The organism is Rhodococcus ruber NBRC 15591 (assembly GCF_001894945.1).
GTDB classification, from domain to species: Bacteria; Actinomycetota; Actinomycetes; order Mycobacteriales; family Mycobacteriaceae; genus Rhodococcus; species Rhodococcus ruber.
On sequence record NZ_BCXE01000001.1, the window covers coordinates 30,925 to 47,413 of the forward strand.

The 16,489-nt window shown below is 71.0% G+C and carries 13 protein-coding genes and 1 tRNA gene; 8 read left to right on the plus strand and 6 right to left on the minus strand.

The features are described 5' to 3' along the window. Window positions 1-17: 17 nt before the first annotated feature. The 3 genes from RR3_RS00140 to RR3_RS00150 form a co-directional block, all read right to left on the minus strand. Window positions 18-998, minus strand: coding sequence for a ribose-phosphate diphosphokinase (locus RR3_RS00140; RefSeq protein WP_003937863.1), 981 nt, complete (start codon window positions 996-998; stop codon window positions 18-20). Next, window positions 995-2,473, minus strand: a complete 1,479-nt coding sequence (gene glmU / locus RR3_RS00145; RefSeq protein ID WP_026137480.1) for a bifunctional UDP-N-acetylglucosamine diphosphorylase/glucosamine-1-phosphate N-acetyltransferase GlmU — start codon at window positions 2,471-2,473, stop codon at window positions 995-997. Before glmU ends, RR3_RS00140 begins: the two co-directional genes overlap by 4 nt. A 71-nt stretch (window positions 2,474-2,544) precedes the next feature. Next, a tRNA-Gln gene (locus tag RR3_RS00150) sits at window positions 2,545-2,616 on the minus strand. A 236-nt stretch (window positions 2,617-2,852) separates the two neighbouring features. Between RR3_RS00150 and RR3_RS00155 the strand changes: the two genes are divergently transcribed. The 6 genes from RR3_RS00155 (at window position 2,853) to RR3_RS00180 (ending at window position 9,990) form a co-directional block, all read left to right on the plus strand. Next, on the plus strand, window positions 2,853-3,446 hold the full coding sequence (locus RR3_RS00155; RefSeq protein ID WP_010592944.1) for a TetR/AcrR family transcriptional regulator: 594 nt from the start codon (window positions 2,853-2,855) through the stop codon (window positions 3,444-3,446). Between the two features lie 159 nt (window positions 3,447-3,605). Then, complete coding sequence (locus RR3_RS00160; protein ID WP_010592943.1) at window positions 3,606-4,241, plus strand: ScbR family autoregulator-binding transcription factor; 636 nt, start codon at window positions 3,606-3,608, stop codon at window positions 4,239-4,241. A gap of 51 nt (window positions 4,242-4,292) precedes the next feature. Next, window positions 4,293-4,625, plus strand: coding sequence for a helix-turn-helix domain-containing protein (locus tag RR3_RS00165; RefSeq protein WP_040274480.1), 333 nt, complete (start codon window positions 4,293-4,295; stop codon window positions 4,623-4,625). An 11-nt stretch (window positions 4,626-4,636) separates the two neighbouring features. Next, window positions 4,637-5,206 carry a PIN domain-containing protein gene (locus RR3_RS00170; protein WP_010592941.1) on the plus strand — a complete coding sequence of 190 codons (570 nt, stop codon included), beginning with the start codon at window positions 4,637-4,639 and terminating at the stop codon, window positions 5,204-5,206. A 163-nt stretch (window positions 5,207-5,369) separates the two neighbouring features. Next, window positions 5,370-9,002, plus strand: a complete 3,633-nt coding sequence (gene mfd / locus RR3_RS00175) for a transcription-repair coupling factor (protein ID WP_064065907.1) — start codon at window positions 5,370-5,372, stop codon at window positions 9,000-9,002. Window positions 9,003-9,102: 100 nt separating this feature from the next. Next, complete coding sequence (locus RR3_RS00180) at window positions 9,103-9,990, plus strand: nucleoside triphosphate pyrophosphohydrolase (protein WP_064065908.1); 888 nt, start codon at window positions 9,103-9,105, stop codon at window positions 9,988-9,990. On the opposite strand, the gene RR3_RS00185 is transcribed toward RR3_RS00180, so the two are convergent. Then, window positions 9,975-11,354 carry a glutamate-1-semialdehyde 2,1-aminomutase gene (locus tag RR3_RS00185; RefSeq protein ID WP_064065909.1) on the minus strand — a complete coding sequence of 460 codons (1,380 nt, stop codon included), beginning with the start codon at window positions 11,352-11,354 and terminating at the stop codon, window positions 9,975-9,977. The two genes, RR3_RS00180 and RR3_RS00185, sit on opposite strands and share 16 nt — an antisense overlap. A gap of 255 nt (window positions 11,355-11,609) precedes the next feature. Here RR3_RS00185 and RR3_RS00190 point away from each other — a divergent pair, with 255 nt between their 5' ends. Then, window positions 11,610-13,019 carry a polysaccharide pyruvyl transferase family protein gene (locus tag RR3_RS00190; protein ID WP_010592937.1) on the plus strand — a complete coding sequence of 470 codons (1,410 nt, stop codon included), beginning with the start codon at window positions 11,610-11,612 and terminating at the stop codon, window positions 13,017-13,019. Here RR3_RS00190 and RR3_RS00195 read toward each other — a convergent pair. Next, window positions 12,961-13,659 carry a GNAT family N-acetyltransferase gene (locus RR3_RS00195; RefSeq protein WP_010592936.1) on the minus strand — a complete coding sequence of 233 codons (699 nt, stop codon included), beginning with the start codon at window positions 13,657-13,659 and terminating at the stop codon, window positions 12,961-12,963. The two genes, RR3_RS00190 and RR3_RS00195, sit on opposite strands and share 59 nt — an antisense overlap. A 329-nt stretch (window positions 13,660-13,988) precedes the next feature. Between RR3_RS00195 and RR3_RS00200 the strand changes: the two genes are divergently transcribed. Next, window positions 13,989-15,098, plus strand: coding sequence for a glycosyltransferase (locus RR3_RS00200; protein ID WP_064065910.1), 1,110 nt, complete (start codon window positions 13,989-13,991; stop codon window positions 15,096-15,098). 30 nt (window positions 15,099-15,128) lie between these two features. On the opposite strand, the gene RR3_RS00205 is transcribed toward RR3_RS00200, so the two are convergent. Beyond that, the gene (locus RR3_RS00205) at window positions 15,129-16,484 is read right to left on the minus strand and encodes a glycosyl hydrolase family 28-related protein (protein WP_064065911.1); all 1,356 of its coding nucleotides are present in this window, start codon (window positions 16,482-16,484) and stop codon (window positions 15,129-15,131) included. Between the last annotated feature and the right edge of the window lie 5 nt (window positions 16,485-16,489).

Consider the following 16,489-nt stretch of genomic DNA (forward strand, 5'->3'; position numbering starts at 1 on the left):
TACACCGCCTCCCGCGGCTACGCGGAACCGTTGAACAGCGACGTCACCGAGCCGTTCTCGAACACCTCCTGGATGGTGCGCGCGAGCAGCGGTGCGATCGACAGGACGGTGAGCGTCGGGAAACGCTTCTCGTCGTCGATCGGCAGCGTGTTGGTGACGATGACCTCCTTGGCGCCGCACGACGCCAGGCGCTCGGAGGCCGGATGCGAGAGCACACCGTGGGTGGCGGCGATGACGACGTCGCCCGCGCCGGCCTCCTTCAGGATCTTCACGGCGCCGGCGATCGTGCCGCCGGTGTCGATCATGTCGTCGATGAGGATGCAGGTGCGGCCCTCGACCTCGCCGACGACACGGTTGGACTTGACCTGGTTCGGCACGAGCGGGTCGCGGGTCTTGTGGATGAACGCCAGCGGGGCACCGCCGAGGGTGTCGGCCCACTTCTCGGCGACGCGGACGCGACCGGAGTCGGGGGAGACCACGGCGATGTTCTCGACGCCGTACTTGTCGCGGATGTACTCGGCGAGCTGGCCCTGGGCGTGCATGTGGTCGACGGGGCCGTCGAAGAAGCCCTGGATCTGGTCGGTGTGCAGGTCGACGGTGATGATGCGGTCCGCGCCGGCGGTCTTGAGCAGATCGGCGATCAGGCGGGCGGAGATGGGCTCACGGCCGCGGTGCTTCTTGTCCTGGCGGGCGTAGGGGTAGAACGGCAGAACGGCGGTGATGCGCTTGGCCGATCCTCGCTTGAGCGCGTCGATCATGATGAGCTGTTCCATCACCCACTGGTTGAGCGGGAACGGGTGACTCTGCAGCACGAACGCGTCGGAGCCGCGGACGGACTCCTCGAACCGCACGAAGATCTCGCCGTTGGCGAAGTCCCGCGCGGTCTGCGGGGTGACCTGGACGTCGAGCTCCTTCGCCACCTGCTCCGCCAGCTCGGGGTGGGCCCGGCCGGAGAAGAGCATCAAGTTCTTCTGGTTGTCGATCCAATTGGAGGTCACTGGTCCTGGCCGTCCTTTTGCCGTTCGATCTCTTGCTGCTGCCGTGCTGCAGTCGCTGCCTCGGCCGCGGGGGTCCCGGGGCGGTTCCGCTGGACCCAGCCTTCAATATTGCGCTGTGGCGCACCCGACACCGCAAGCGCCCCCGGTGGAACGTTGCGGCGCAGGACCGTGCCGGCGCCGGTGTAGGCGCCGTCGCCGACCGTCACGGGCGCCACGAACATGGTGTCCGATCCGGTCCGGACGTGGGATCCGACGACCGTGTGCGACTTGTGCACGCCGTCGTAGTTGACGAACACGCTCGAAGCCCCGATGTTCGAGTGCTCGCCGATGGTGGCGTCGCCGACGTAGGTCAGGTGCGGCACCTTCGAGTGCGGTCCGATCTCGGCGTTCTTCGTCTCCACGAAGGTGCCGATCTTGCCGGATTCGCCGAGGTCGGTGCCCGGACGCAGGTAGGCGAACGGACCGACGGTCGCCCCCTCGCCGATCACGGAGTCCGAACCGTGGGTGCGCACCACCGACGCTCCGGCACCGACCCGCACGTTCGTCAGCGTGGTGTCCGGGCCGATCACCGCGTCCTCGCCGACCACGGTCCGGCCGTGCAGCTGCACCCCGGGGAGCAGGGTCACGTCCCGGGCGAGGACGACGTCCACGTCCACCCAGGTGCTGGCCGGGTCGACGACGGTCACGCCCGAGCGCATCCAGTGCTCGAGGGTGCGCCGGTTCAGCTGCGCCGCGAGCGCGGCGAGCTGCACCCGGTCGTTCGCGCCCGCGACCTTCGTCGCGTCGGCGAGCTGGGCGGCGAACACCGCCCGGCCGTCCTGCCGCGCGATCGTGACCACGTCCGTCAGGTACAGCTCGCCCTGGGCGTTGTGGGCCCGCAGCCGGGTCAGTGCGCCGCGGAGGAACTCGGCGTCGAAGGCGTAGATGCCGGCGTTGACCTCGTCGATGGCGGCCTGTTCGGCGTCGGCGTCGGCCTCCTCGACGATCTCGCGGATCTCGCCGTGGCCGTTCCGGACGATGCGGCCGTACCCGGTGGGATCGTCGGCGAGGAACGTCAGGACGGTCACCGCGGACTGCATCGGCTCGGCGAGGTGCTCGGCTTCGAGCGCCTCGAGCGTGTGGCCGTCGAGCAGCGGGACGTCGGCGTTGGTGACGACGACCACGCCGGAGAAGTCGCCGGGCAGGGCGTCGAGCCCGCACTGCACCGCATGGCCGGTGCCGAGCTGCCGGTCCTGGACCGCGATCGACACCTTGCGGTCGAGCGTCTCGGCGATGTCGGCGGTCGCGGCGGACACCCGCTCGCGCTCGTGCCCGACGACCACCACGAGGTGGTCCGGGTCCAGCTCCGCGGCCGCGTGCAGCGAATGGGCGAGCATCGTGCGGCCCCCGAGGGTGTGCAGCACCTTGGGGGTCTTGGACCGCATTCGCGTACCCGCTCCGGCCGCCAGGACGACAACTGCGGTCTGCACTTGCATGAAGCTCCCTCGACGTTCGACATGCGCAGGTTCGGCACCGGCAGGGGAGCTCACGGGCCCCGACTGCCCTGCTCCGCCGCCAGGACTCGAACCTGAACTATCTGAACCAAAATCAGAGGTGCTGCCGATTACACCACGGCGGACTGCCGCATTCCCGGCGCCGACGCCCCGGTCATGCGTCTGTGATCCTCGCATGCCGCCACGCCCGGAGTCGAACGCGGGGCCGGGCGCGTCGTCGTCCCGGATAGGCTGAGCGCAACCCGCCGCGCGTCGTCCCCGGGGTTTTCCGGTGGCCCCGGGGTCCGGCCGGGTGCCGGAAAGGATGTACTACGTGTCGAAACCGTCGCAGAACCACGCCGACCGCAGCCCGCGGGTCCGGATGACGGGCACCCAGCGCCGGGAACAGCTCATCGAGATCGGCCGGGCGATCTTCGCCGAGCGCGGCTACGAGGCGGCGTCGATCGAGGAGATCGCCCATCGGGCCCAGGTCTCCAAGCCGGTGGTCTACGAGCACTTCGGTGGCAAGGAGGGGCTGTACGCCGTCGTCGTGGACCGGGAGATGTCGACCCTGATGTCGATGATCAGCGCGAGCCTGACGCAGAACCGCTCGCGCGTCCGGGTCGAGCGGGTGGCGCTGGCCCTGCTCACCTACGTCGAGGAACGCACCGACGGCTTCCGCATCCTCGTGCGGGACTCCCCGGTCACCGCGGAGGAGGGCACGTACTCGTCCCTGCTGAACGAGGCGGTGCGGCAGGTGGCGCACATCCTCGCCGGCGACTTCTCCCGCCGCGGCTTCGACCCGGACCTGGCTCCGCTCTACGCGCAGGCACTGGTGGGCATGGTCGCGACGGCCGCGACGTGGTGGCTGGACGAGCGCAGCCCGTCGAAGGAGGTCGTGGCCGCCCACCTGGTGAACCTGTGCTGGAACGGACTCACGCACCTCGAGGCGGACCCGCAGCTCGGGACCTCCTGAGCCGGTGGCGCAGTCCCCCGATCGTCCCTCTACCAGGTGGTATCGTTGCCCAGCCGACTCGAGAAGGGATGCCAGGTGATCGCGGTGATCAACCGAGCGGCGATCGGCGCCGATCGCCCGGATCGTCTCCTGCGTACGAGTCCGTCCGGGAGGCCGTGAATGGCTCGGCAGGTCCGCGCGGAAGTCACCCGCGAATCCGTGGTCCGCGGTGCCGCGGAGATCTTCATGAACCTCGGCTACGCGAACGCCAGCCTCAACGAGATCATCCAGGAGTCCGGCGTCACCAAAGGTGCGTTGTACTTCCACTTCGCGTCCAAGGAAGAGCTCGCCCGCGGCGTCGTCGACGCGGGCTTCGCGCGTCTCGCCGAGGCCGCGGTGACGACCATCAACGACCGCACCCCGGCCCTCGAGACACTGATCGAGCTGTCCGTCCTCACCGTCGACCTGTCCCGGAACGATCCGGTCGTCCGGGCGATGTTCCGCCTGGCCGTGGAGATCGGGGACTACCGGGGGACCGGCGACCGCCTGTTCGACACCTGGCTGGCGACGATGCGCGACCTCGCGAAGCGCGCCCTGGCCGAAGGTGACCTGAACGAGGACGTGGACCCCGACATGGTCGGTCTGTTCCTCCTGCAGGTGCTCACCGGGGTACGCATGGTCGCGGCGGCGCTCGACTGTCGTGAGGCCCTCGTCGAATACCTCGAGAACGCGTGGGGACTGATGCTGCCGGCCCTGGTCCCGCCCGCCAAGGCCGAGTACTTCAAGCAGTTCGCCTCGCGCCGGCTCCGGGTCTGATCCCGGAGGCAATCGTTGCGCCGGCCGCCCTCGCCTGACACGATCGCCGCCGTGACCCTGGGACCCTTCGACGCGGCTGCGGCCGGCGCGGCACTCGCCCGCATCCTCGACGAGTCCGGAGCCGACGCCGCGGTGACCATCGTCCCGGTGCCCGCGCTGCTGACCACGGCACAGGCGGCGGACGTGCTCGGTGTCGGCCGGGCGTACGTGGCCCGTCTCGTCGACGACGGCACCCTGCCCTCCCGGTTCCACGGCCTGCACCGGCGCATCCGCCGCGCCGACGTCCTCGCCTGTGCCGCCCGGAGGGCCGAAGCCCGGAGCCGGGCCCTGGACGCCGTCGCCGACCTGAGCCGACGCGACGGCCTGTACGACGACGACTTCTAGGGGGAACGATCGTGCCGATCCGGGCGGTACTCGACGCGCCGGCACTGACGCCGCCGCGCGTGCGCGACGTGCTGCTCGCCCTCGCCGAGGACGCGCTGTACCGGCCCTACTGGAGCGACGGCATCGTCGCCGAGGTGGAGCGGAGGCTGCCGGCGCACATGTCGCGCCCGGCGCGGGACTTCCTGTTCTCCGAACTCGACACGGCCTTCCCCGAGGCACGGGTGAGCTGGCCCGCCACGGTGCTGCGCGAGGTGCCGTACGTCAGCGATCCCCGCGACGCGCACCTGACGGCGGTGGCGCTGTTCGCACAGGCCGACGTCGTCGTCACCACGGACGCCGGTCTCGCGCGCTCGCTCGAGCGGTCCGGAGTCGAGCCACAGACACCCGACGCCTTCGTCGCGTACGTCCTCGACGCCGATCCCCGGCGGGCCGTGCGTGTGCTGCACCAGATGGCGCGACGGCGATGGCTCGGGCCCGGCGAGGAGCTCGCCGACGCCGCTCTGCGGTCGCGGCTGGCCGCGTGGGCGCGCGCAGCGCTCGGCGACAACAGCGCCGACCTACTGGCAGCGGACCCGCCCTGAACCGTCCCGCCCGCGGCTGTGTTGCCGTGCCGCCCGCGGCTGTGTTGCCGTGCCGCCCGCGGCTGTGTTGCCGTGCCGCCCGCGGCAGTGGTCCTGGCCGTTCGAACCGGACACCGCATAGACTCGGACGGTCCTCTTCTCGAACCCCAGGAGCGCCCTTCCCGTGTCCGACGTGTCCGTCACCCCCCTGTCCGGATTGGCGCGGATCGCGCTGGCCGACGCGCAGCTCGAGCGTGTGGCCGCCCTCGCCGGGACCGCCGCACAGGCCCTGGTGGCCCCGCCCGCGGCCCGGCCGTTCGTCGCTGCCGCGCTCGCCGCGAAGACGCCGCTGCTCGTGGTGACCGCGACCGGCCGTCAGGCGGACGATCTCACGGCGGAGCTGCGCGAAATGCTCGGCGACGTCGTCGCGCAGTTCCCCTCGTGGGAGACGCTGCCGCACGAGCGGCTCTCGCCCAGCGCCGACACCGTCGGCCGCCGGTTACAGGTGCTGCGCCGGCTCGCGCACCCCGAGGACCGCGACTACGGACCCGAGTTGCGGGTGATCGTCGCGACCGTGCGCTCGCTGGTGCAGCCGATGGCCCCCGGTCTGGGCGACATCGAGCCCGTCACCCTGCGTGTCGGCGCGGAGCACGACTTCGACGAGCTGATCGAGCGGCTCGTCGAGCTGGCCTACACCCGTGCCGACATGGTCGGCAAGCGCGGCGAGTTCGCGGTGCGCGGCGGCATCCTCGACGTCTTCCCGCCGACCGCGGACCACCCGGTGCGAGTCGAGTTCTGGGGTGACGAGGTCACCGAGCTGCGCCCGTTCTCCGTCGCCGACCAGCGGTCCATCCCCGAACTCGAGGTGAGCACCCTCATCGCCCCGCCCTGCCGGGAACTGCTGCTGACCGAGCAGGTCAAGGAACGCGCGGCGCGCCTCGCCCAGGACAACCCGGCCGACGCGGCCCTGGTGGAGATGCTCGACAAGATGGCCTCCGGCATTCCGGTCGAGGGCATGGAGGCGCTGCTGCCGGTGCTGCAGACCGGCGAACTGCAGTTGCTGACCGACGTCGTGCCGGACGGTACGCACGTGCTGCTGTGCGATCCGGAGAAGGTCCGCACCCGCGCGGCGGACCTGATGCGCACCGGCCAGGAGTTCCTCGAGGCGTCGTGGACCGCGGCCTCGCTCGGCGGGGCCGCGCCGCTGGACACCGCGAACATGAAGGGCGTGGACCTGGCCGCCTCCGCATACCGCCCGCTGACCGGGGTGCGGGAGACGGCGGAAGCGGCGGGCCGGCCGTGGTGGACGCTGAGCCCGCTGGCGTCGGGCGCCGACACCGAGGTCGTGCTCGACGTGCAGTCGGCGCCGGAGGTGCGCGGGTCCGAGGAACTGCTGACGATGCTCTTCGCGAACCTGCGCGCGCACGTAACCACCGGCGGGCGGGCGGCGATCGTCGTTGCAGGTGCCGGCACCGGGCAGCGGGTGCTCGAGCGGCTTCAGGAGAACGACGTACCCGCAGCGCGGCTCGATCCGGGGGCCGAACCGGTTCGCGGCACGGTCGGGGTGCTGTGCGGCGCGCTGCACGACGGCCTGGTGCTGCCGGGCGACGGCGCGGACGTGCCCGGACTGGTGCTCGTCACCGAGTCCGATCTCACGGGCAACCGGGTGACCGCCGCCGAGGGCCGGCGCACGCCGGTCAAGCGCCGCAACCAGGTGGATCCGCTGGCACTCACCGCCGGAGACATGGTGGTCCACGATCAGCACGGCATCGGCCGGTTCGTGGAGATGGTGGAGCGGACCGTGGGCGGCGCCCGCCGCGAGTACCTGGTCATCGAGTACGCGCCGGGCAAACGCGGGCAGCCGGGTGACCGGCTGTTCGTGCCGATGGAGTCCCTCGACCAGCTCTCCCGCTACGTCGGCGGCGAGATGCCCGCCTTGAGCAAGCTCGGCGGCTCCGACTGGGCCAACACGAAACGCAAGGCGCGCAAGGCCGTCCGCGAGATCGCGGGGGAGCTGGTGCAGCTGTACGCGGCCCGCCAGGCCGCCCCGGGGCACGCGTTCGCGCCGGACACCCCGTGGCAGAAGGAGATGGAGGACGCGTTCGCGTTCACCGAGACCCAGGATCAGCTCACCGTCATCTCCGAGGTCAAGGCCGACATGGAGAAGGCGGTCCCGATGGATCGCGTCGTCATCGGCGACGTCGGCTACGGCAAGACCGAGATCGCGGTGCGTGCCGCGTTCAAGGCCGTGCAGGACGGCAAACAGGTCGCGGTGCTGGTGCCCACCACGCTGCTGGCGCAGCAGCATCTGCAGACCTTCACGGAGCGGATGGCGTCGTTCCCCGTCACCGTCAAGGGCTTGAGCCGCTTCACCGATTCCGCCGAGGCGAAGGAGACGATCGCCGCCCTCGCCGACGGCGAGGTCGACATCGTCGTCGGCACCCACCGGCTGCTGCAGACCGGCGTGCGATGGAAGGACCTCGGTCTCGTGATCGTCGACGAGGAGCAGCGATTCGGCGTCGAGCACAAGGAGCACATCAAGGCCCTGCGCACGCACGTCGACGTGCTGACCATGTCCGCTACGCCGATTCCGCGCACCCTGGAGATGAGCATGGCCGGCATCCGCGAGATGTCGACGATCCTCACCCCGCCCGAGGAGCGGCACCCGGTGCTCACCTACGTGGGCGCCTACGCGGACAAGCAGGTCGCCGCCGCCATCCGCCGCGAGCTGCTGCGCGACGGACAGGTGTTCTACGTGCACAACCGCGTGAGCTCGATCGACAAGGCCGCCAAGCGAATTCGCGACCTCGTCCCCGAGGCGCGGGTCGCGGTCGCGCACGGACAGATGAACGAGGACACCCTCGAAAAGACCGTGCAGGGCTTCTGGGAGCGTCAGTACGACGTCCTGGTGTGCACCACCATCGTCGAGACGGGCCTCGACATCTCCAACGCCAACACCCTCGTCGTCGAACGCGCCGACTCGCTCGGGCTGTCGCAGCTGCACCAGCTACGCGGACGCGTCGGCCGTTCCCGCGAGCGGGGTTACGCGTACTTCCTGTACCCGCCCGAGAAGCCGCTGACCGAGACGGCGTACGACCGGCTCGCCACGATCTCCCAGAACTCCGATCTCGGCGCGGGCATGGCCGTGGCCATGAAGGACCTCGAGATCCGCGGCGCGGGAAACGTTCTGGGCGCGGAGCAGTCAGGTCACGTCGCCGGCGTCGGATTCGATCTGTACGTGCGTCTCGTCGGCGAAGCGGTGGAGGCGTTCCGGGCCGCCGCGGACGGCCGCCCCGTCGCCACGGAGGAGGCCGCCAAGGAGGTGCGCGTGGATCTTCCGGTCGACGCCCACATCCCGCCGGACTACGTGACCTCCGACCGGCTGCGGCTCGAGGCCTACCGCAAGCTCGCGGCGGCGCACGACGACGACGCGATCGCCGCGGTGGTCGAGGAACTCGTCGACCGGTACGGTCCGCTGCCCGAGGAGGTCGGCCGGCTCGTGTCGGTGGCCAAGCTGCGCCTGCTGTGCCGCGAGTACGACCTCGAGGAGGTCGCGGTCTCCGGCACCCAGTTGAAGATCTCGCCGATGCACCTGCCGGATTCGAAGCAGATGCGGCTCAAGCGGCTCTATCCGGCGGCGCAGTACCGCGCCACGAGCGGCATCGTGCAACTGCCGTTGCCGCGGACCGGCGGCGTGGGTTCCGAGCGGGTGCGCGACGTCGAGTTGCTGCAGTACATAGCGGACTTCCTGCTCGCCCTGGACGGCAAGGCGCAGGGATCGGTGGACGTGCGCGTGCCGACCGCCGCGAGCGTGTGACCGGGGCGAGCGCAGCGACGGGGAAGACGACCGGGGCGAGCGCAGCGACGGGGAAGACGACCGGGGCGAGCGCAGCGACGGGGAATGTGAGGCGACGGCGGTGACGGTGATTCTGCTCGACCCGTACCGGCCCGGATCGGTGCCGCTCGAGGCGGTGCCGCTGCTGACCGGGCCGCTCGACTGCACCGACGACGTGCCGGTGTCGGTGCGCGAAACCCTGGGCGCCCCCGTGGGATCCGGCGCCGAGACGCTGATCGCCGTCGATGCGGGACACGAGGCGGTGCGCGACCGCGTACGGCGGGGAGAGCGGGTGATCGCCGCCCCGCCCGCGCCGGGGGAGCGCCTGCTGCGTGCCGTGGACGTGATGGACCGGCTGTGGGGCTTCGGCGGCTGGGAGGTCACCCAGACACACGACTCGTTGCGCCGCTACCTGCTCGAGGAGACGTACGAGCTGCTGGACGCGATCGAGGAGGGTGACCCGCACGGCCTGCGCGAGGAACTGGGAGACCTGTTGCTCCAGGTGCTGTTCCACTCGCGGATCGCGCAGGAGTCCGGCACCGACCCGTTCACCGTCGACGATGTCGCCGACACGCTCGCCGCCAAGCTCGCGTCGCGCAGCCCGCACCTGACCAACGGTCACACCGGCCCGATCGACGTGGCCGAGCAGGAGGCGGCGTGGGAGGTGGCGAAGGCGGCGGAGAAGGCGCGGCCCTCCTGCCTCGACGGCATCGCGACGGCGCAGCCGGCGCTGGCGCTGACCGACAAGGTGATCGCCCGGGCCACCCGGGCGGGGCTTCCCGCGCACCTCGTCCCGCCCGAACTCCGGACGGTGTACGTCACCGGCGACGGTGGCGCGGAGGACGCGCTGCGCAGCGCGACGCTGCAGTTCGTCGCGACGGTGCGCGCGACGGAGAAGGCCGCTCACGCCGACGGCGTGCCGTACGGCGGTCTCGACGCGGACGCATGGGTGCGTTACTGGGAGAAGTGAGTTCCGACCGGCGCCTCGCCGAGCCGCCGCGGCTCCGCACGGGCGCGCAGAGCCGGGGCGACGGGCCGGCCGTGCAGGAAGCCGGCGACCCCGCCCGCGTCGAGCGCCTGCCGGTACACCGCGAGGGCGCCGCGCGCCGCCTCCACCGTCTCTTCGAGGTCGGCGTCGGTGTGGGCCGCCGAGATCACGAACGACTGCCCGAGTACACCCCGGAGGAGCATCTCCTGCAGGAACAGCGTGCGGAATTCCTGAGACGGCTGCAGGTTCGGGTCGCGGGTGACGAAGATCAGGCAGGACGGTCGACCGATCACCTGGACGTACCGGTCCACGCCGAGGTCCGCGGCCGCGGCGTTGACGGCGTCGGCCAGTCTGCGGCCCGCCGCTTCCATCCGGCCGATCGGGTCCTCGGTCGCATAGGCACGCACCACCGCGCGGAACGCGGCCAGTCCGCCGGACTCCGGTCCGTGCGTGGTCGACAGGAGGAACACCCGGTCCCCGTCGGTGCGCAGACCGCCGAGCTCCATGAATTCGCGCCGGCCGGCGAGGGCCGCGACGGGGAAGCCGTTCCCCATCGCCTTGCCCCAGCACGACAGGTCCGGCCGCACGCCGTACACGCCCTGTGCCCCGTGCTCGGACCAGCGGAATCCGGTGATCATCTCGTCGAAGATCAGCAGGGCCCCGTGCCTGTCGCACAGTCGGCGCACGCCGGGTAGGAAGCCGGGATCGGGTTCGGCGAGGGCGGTGGCGGCCTCGAGGATCACGCACGCGGTCGGCCTGGCCGACAGCGCCCGGTCGAGCGAGTCGAGGTCGTTGTACCGGAACCGGTGGGTGTGCTCGGTGATCTCCTCGGGGATTCCTGCCTTCATCGGGGTGGTGCCGATGAACCAGTCGTCGACGGAGAAGAACGGCTGGTCGCACGCCACCACGTGCCGGCGGCCGGTGACGGCCCGGGCCAGGCGCACCGCGGCGGTCGTGGCGTCGGAGCCGTTCTTGGCGAACTTCACCATGTCGGCGCCGGGCACCAGGGCGAGGAAGTCCTCGGCTGCGGCCACCTCGAGAGTGGTGGGCCGGCTGAAGTTGGTGCCGTCGGCGATCGCGGTGGCGACGGCGTCGACGACGGGACGGTAGCCGTGCCCGAGCGTCACCGACCGCAGGCCCATCCCGTACTCGACGTAGCTGTTTCCGTCGGCGTCCCACACGCGGGCCCCCGCCCCGCGTTCGAGGACGGGTGCCATGGATTCCGGGTACTGGTCGGAGCCCCGGGCATACGTGTGCGCACCGCCGGGCACGATCTCGTGGAGCCGGGCCTGGAGTGCGGTCGACCGGGTGAACGATCGACGGAGATGTTCGGACGGGTGACTCATGCGCGAACCCCCGGAGAACTTGCGCGGGCTTCGATTGTTTCATCCGCGGCGACGATCGTCGTGGTGAACGGGTGAATTCGGTGTTGCGTACCCGGCCCGCCCCGACCGGCAGCGCCCACGGTACGGACGCGGCCGCACGGAATCGGGTATTGTTCGAGTCGACTCGACCTACCTTGCCGGCCCGGACAATTCGGGCAGGCGCGTGTGGCTTGCGGCCCGAGATCCCCGACTCTGCGAATGCCCGAAGGTGTTGACATGGCGAATCGCATTCCACGCGCGGCGTCCCCCCGGTCCGAAGTCCGCGTCCTCCTCGAGAACGGGGAGTACTGGCTCAACAACAGGGGCGATCTGGCGATTCTCGACGTGACCGTCCGGCGGTTCGCCGAACGGTGGCCGGATGCACGGATCGGGGTTCTCACCTCCGCCCCGGCGTTGTTGCGCGCCTACGAATCGCGTGTCGATCCGATTTGCTACCAGCGGGGCGGGAACTGGCCGCGGTGGCGCCGGCGGCCGGGTCCGATGAGCCGGATCGGCCCCGAGGTCGCGGGTGTGCCGATGAACGGCTGGGACGCCGCCGTCGCTCTTCCGGGGAGGGTCGCGCGGCGGGTGTGGCGAGTTGTCGGCCGCGGCGCCGCGAGCAACGAGCCCGCGTCGAGGACAGTCGTTCCGGGCCGCGCTGCACTCAGCAGGGACGGTGGATGCGTGCCGAACGCGGTGGACACGGCCTCGGTCGTGGTGGCGATCGGCGGTGGATACATGACCGACGTCGATCGGTTCCAGACCGAACGTACTCTGGATCTGCTCGAATACGCCACCGAGCGTGGAATCCCCACGGCGATGACGGGTCAGGGTCTCGGCCCGCTGACCGAACCGGACCTGCTCGAGCGGGCGGCGCGCGTGCTTCCGCGGGTCGACCTGATCGCACTGCGCGAGGACGTGCGGGGCCCGGAACTGCTGCGCTCCCTGGGGGTTCCGCCGGAGCGCATCGTGGTGACCGGCGACGATGCGGTCGAACTGGGCTATTCCACGCGCCGGGCCGAGCTCGGCACGGACCTCGGGGTGTGCCTGAGGGTCGCGGAGTACTCACCGGTCGGGGCCGTGATCCAGGACTCCGTCGGTCGTGTCGTGCGCGATGCGGCGGCCGGATACGGTGGCGGAATCGTTCCGCTGATCGTGTCCGAGCACGACGCGGAGGACCGACGGTCCACGATGCCGCTCCTGGACGGATATCCCGGCGCGGTGCGGCCCCTCGGCCGGTTCGCCGGCGCTCGCGCACTCTCGCGGCAGGTCGGCCGGTGCCGGATCATCGTCACCGGCGCCTACCACGTCGCGGTCTTCGCGCTGTCCCAGGGGATATCGGTGGTGGGACTGTCGACGTCCCGGTACTACGACGACAAGTTCGCCGGCCTGAATTCCATGTTCGGGACCGGCATCGAGACGGTGCGGCTCGACCGGGACGGGATGGAGGACCGGCTCCGCGATGCAATCCGGAGCATGTGGGCCGGCGCGCCCGAGTCGCGGCCCGCGTTGCTGGCCCGGGCCGAGGACCAGATCCGGGCGAGCAGGGCCGTCTTCGACCGCATCGCGCGGTTTGTCGACGGCGAGCTCACCGACGGGCGCGATCTGGAATCCGGTCCTTCTGCGCCGCCCACATCTCCGCGGTGATGGCCCACAGGTCGTGGTCCTTGCGCCGGCCGCCCACATCGAGATAACTGACCATGGTGCCTTCCCGGCGCATCCCGCCCTGCTCGGCGCAGTGCGCCGCCGGCGCGTTGCCGACGCACACGGGCGCGGTGATGCGGTGCAGTCCGACGGTGCCGAACGCGTACTCGGCGAGGAGGTAACCGGCGGCGAGGGCGATTCCCTCGCCGGCGAGGGTCGAGTCGATCCACACTCCCGCCTCGGCCAAGCCGGCCCACCGGTCGATGCGCTCGAGGTTGAACTGACCGGCGAGCCGGCCGTCCACCTCGATGACGAGGGGCAGTGCCCGCCCGGCGCGCGCCTCGCGTCGGGCGTGCAGGAACTCGTCGGCCCAGTCCCGTTCGGTGTGCCGTTGCGCCCAGGGGCGCGGGGACGACGTCCAGAACGGCTCGATGAACTTCTGATCCCGTAGCCGGATGGCCTGCCACTGCGGCCAATCGGACAACCGTGGCGACCGCAGGGACACAACGTGTCCGGACACCTCGACCGGACCGATCCGCAAGCACAGGGTGCGCCCTTGCCGGCGGCGGAACCGGTGCCGCAGGGGGCGGGTATAGAGGCGGCCGGCTGACGACAGCACGACCGACGGCCTGGGACGTTTCACGCGTTCACCTCTGCTCAGCGGTCCGGCCGGGGTGGACGAGACAACGGCGGCATCGGCGGTCGAGGGTGTGTGCCAAGCGTACCCGTAGGAGCCGTACGGTTTCGACCGGAACGGTCGAATCGGATCCGGAATCGGGTCGGGGCCGCCCGCCCGCGGAGCCCGTGCGAGCAGCCCGAATGCCCTGACGCGGAGGTCGCGTGCTGGTACCGTCCATGCTGGGGTGGAGGTCGTCCGAGCAGTCCGGACCGAAAGGGGTGGTGCATGATCCGTCCGGATCGAGGATCCCCGCGTACGTCTCGCGGCGCCGGTGCCGCCGGTCGTCCCGGTCCATGAACGCCCCCCGCGTCGCCCTCGTCCACGAGCGGTTCACCGAGATCGCGGGCTCGGAACACGTCGTCGAGCAGCTGGCCGTGCAGTGGCCGGACGCGCGGGCCCACGTGCCGATCGCGCGCTCGTCGGGAATCCCACCCGTCCTGCGCACGCGGACCGACACGACGTGGCTCGACCGGTTGTACCACCTGGGCGGGGAGCGGTCGTACGCGCCGCTTCTGCCGTTGATGCCGCGGGCTTTTCGCGGGATGCACCTGGCCGACGCGGACGTCGTGCTCGTCAGCCATCACGCGTTCGCCACGCAGGCCGTGTTCGCCACGACCGTGCCGACGATCGCGTACGTGCACAGCCCGGCCCGGTGGGCGTGGGACGCCTCGCTGCGCAAGGGCGAGGCCGGTGGCCGGCTCGGAGGGGCGGCGCTGGCGTTGCTCGCGTCGTCCGCCCGGCGCGCCGAACTCGCCGCCGCGCCGCGGTTGCGCCGGATCGTGGCGAACTCCACGGCCGTCGCCGACCGGATCAACCGGTGGTGGCACCGCGACGCCGTGGTCGTGCATCCGCCGGTCGACACGGAGTCGTTCACCCCCGATCCTCGTCTTCCCCGGGAGGACTTCTTCCTGCTCGCGGGGCGCCTGGTGCCCTACAAGCGGCCCGATCTGGCGATCCTGGCCGCCAACGCGGCCGGGGTGCGTCTCGTGGTCGTCGGCGACGGCCGCAGCCTCGACCATTGTCGCAGTATCGCGGGGCCGACGGTGACGTTCCTCGGGCGGGCGCCGCACGAGCAGCTGGTCGACATGTATCGGCGGGCCAGGGCTCTAGTGATGCCCGGGGTCGAGGACTTCGGGATCGTGCCGGTCGAGGCCATGGCCTGCGGCACGCCGGTGCTCGCCCTCGGCGCGGGCGGGGCCCTCGACAGTGTCGTCCCGGAGGTGAGCGGGCGGCTCGTTCCAGGCGGCAGGGACACCGAGCTGGTGGACAACTTCGCCGCCGCCATGACGGGCTTCGACGGGGCTCCCTACGATCCCGCCGTGATCCGCGCCCATGCCGAGACGTTCTCGCGCGCGGTGTTCCGGGAGCGGATGCAGCACGTCGTCGACGGCGTGCTGTCGTGACCGGTCCCGCACGGGCGGTGTGGTTCCCGCTCATCCCGCCGGCCGTCGATCGCCCAGTGGCGCGGTTCCGAGCCTGCCGTCGGTGGTGACCCGCAACCGCCAGTACCGCCCGTCGTCGTCCTTGAGGATGGGACCCGACTCGGGCCTGTCCGACAGCCACGACCCGTCGGACAGGATCGCGGAAAGTGTTTCACCGTCGCGATTCTGCGCCTGCAGCAGGTCGTCGTCGCCGACCGCGCGGGCCACGACCGGCCCCGCGAAGACCGCGCCCGAGACGATTCCGCGTCCGGTCACGTTCCAGCCCTCCGGAAACACCGCGAGATCGATGTCGGTCGACGCGCTGGAGACGAGGTTGACGGCCGTGCCTTCCGGGCAGCCCTCCGGGTCTATCCGCAACTCGGTGGGGAAGACCTCGGTGTCCGGATCGAAGCGGACATTGGCGAGATACGGCTGCCGGCAATGGATCAGGTCCAGGCACACGTTCCTGGCCGCGATCTTGCAGTTGATCAGTCCGAACTGGGAGGGGCCGCCGCGGCCGCGCTCACCGACGGACAGAGCGATGTCGGCGCCCTCGAACCACACGTTGGTCAGCCACCAGTTGTTCGCGGCGCCGTCGATGCGGATGTGCTTGTCCGTCGTCCTCGGGTCGTTGTCGGAGACGAATTCGACGTTGGTCAGCGACAATCCCGCATTGTTGTCGTTGCCGGTGCCCAGGACGCCGACGTAGTTGTTGGTCAGTTTCGACGCCGTCAGGTAGTTCTGGATGCACGAGGTGACGATCCCGATGCCGAAGTTGTTGATGTCGCAGTCGACGAACGCCGTTCCGCCGGTGTTCCCCTCGAGGACGACACCCTGTTGCGCCCGGTACTGCGGAAAATTCTCGCTGAGGTGGCTGCCCCGCAGCACGACGGAGTCGAACGAACACCGGAACGAGCCCGACAGCGACACGGCCACCGCTTCCGGGCCCGTGAGATAGAACCCGATCCGCGCGAACCGCACGCGGTGCCGGTCGCGGAGGGAGACCAGGGTGCCGTCGCCCTCGTAGAAGACGATGGTGACGTCGCCGCCGTCGCCGGTGACCGTCGAGAAGTCGGGCAGATCCGGCCACGCGGTGACGCGGTAGTACCCGGCCGGCAGGTACAGCACTGCGGGACCCTCCCCGGCCGCCGCCGCGCGGGCGATGGACTCGGTGTCGTCGGCCATGCCGTCGCCGACCGCCCCGAAGTCCCGTACGTTGCGCCCTGGCGACACTCTCGACACCTCGGGGACCTCCCTTTCGACGTTCGGTGGCGCCTGCTGTGACGGGCACGCCGCCAGTGGCAGCACTGCGGCCGCGCCCAGCGACGCGGCCAGCAGTCGCCGGCGGCTCACCACCTCGTCGGCCATGCATT

Bases quoted from the DNA above. Each gene is read 5' to 3' on its own strand.
- glmU (WP_026137480.1), bottom strand. From the start codon at position 2,473: ATGCAAGTGCAGACCGCAGTTGTCGTCCTGGCGGCCGGAGCGGGTACG.
- RR3_RS00155 (WP_010592944.1), top strand. From the start codon at position 2,853: ATGACGGGCACCCAGCGCCGGGAACAGCTCATCGAGATCGGCCGGGCG.
- RR3_RS00160 (WP_010592943.1), top strand. From the start codon at position 3,606: ATGGCTCGGCAGGTCCGCGCGGAAGTCACCCGCGAATCCGTGGTCCGC.
- RR3_RS00185 (WP_064065909.1), bottom strand. From the start codon at position 11,354: ATGAGTCACCCGTCCGAACATCTCCGTCGATCGTTCACCCGGTCGACC.
- RR3_RS00190 (WP_010592937.1), top strand. From the start codon at position 11,610: ATGGCGAATCGCATTCCACGCGCGGCGTCCCCCCGGTCCGAAGTCCGC.
- RR3_RS00200 (WP_064065910.1), top strand. From the start codon at position 13,989: ATGAACGCCCCCCGCGTCGCCCTCGTCCACGAGCGGTTCACCGAGATC.
- RR3_RS00205 (WP_064065911.1), bottom strand. From the start codon at position 16,484: ATGGCCGACGAGGTGGTGAGCCGCCGGCGACTGCTGGCCGCGTCGCTG.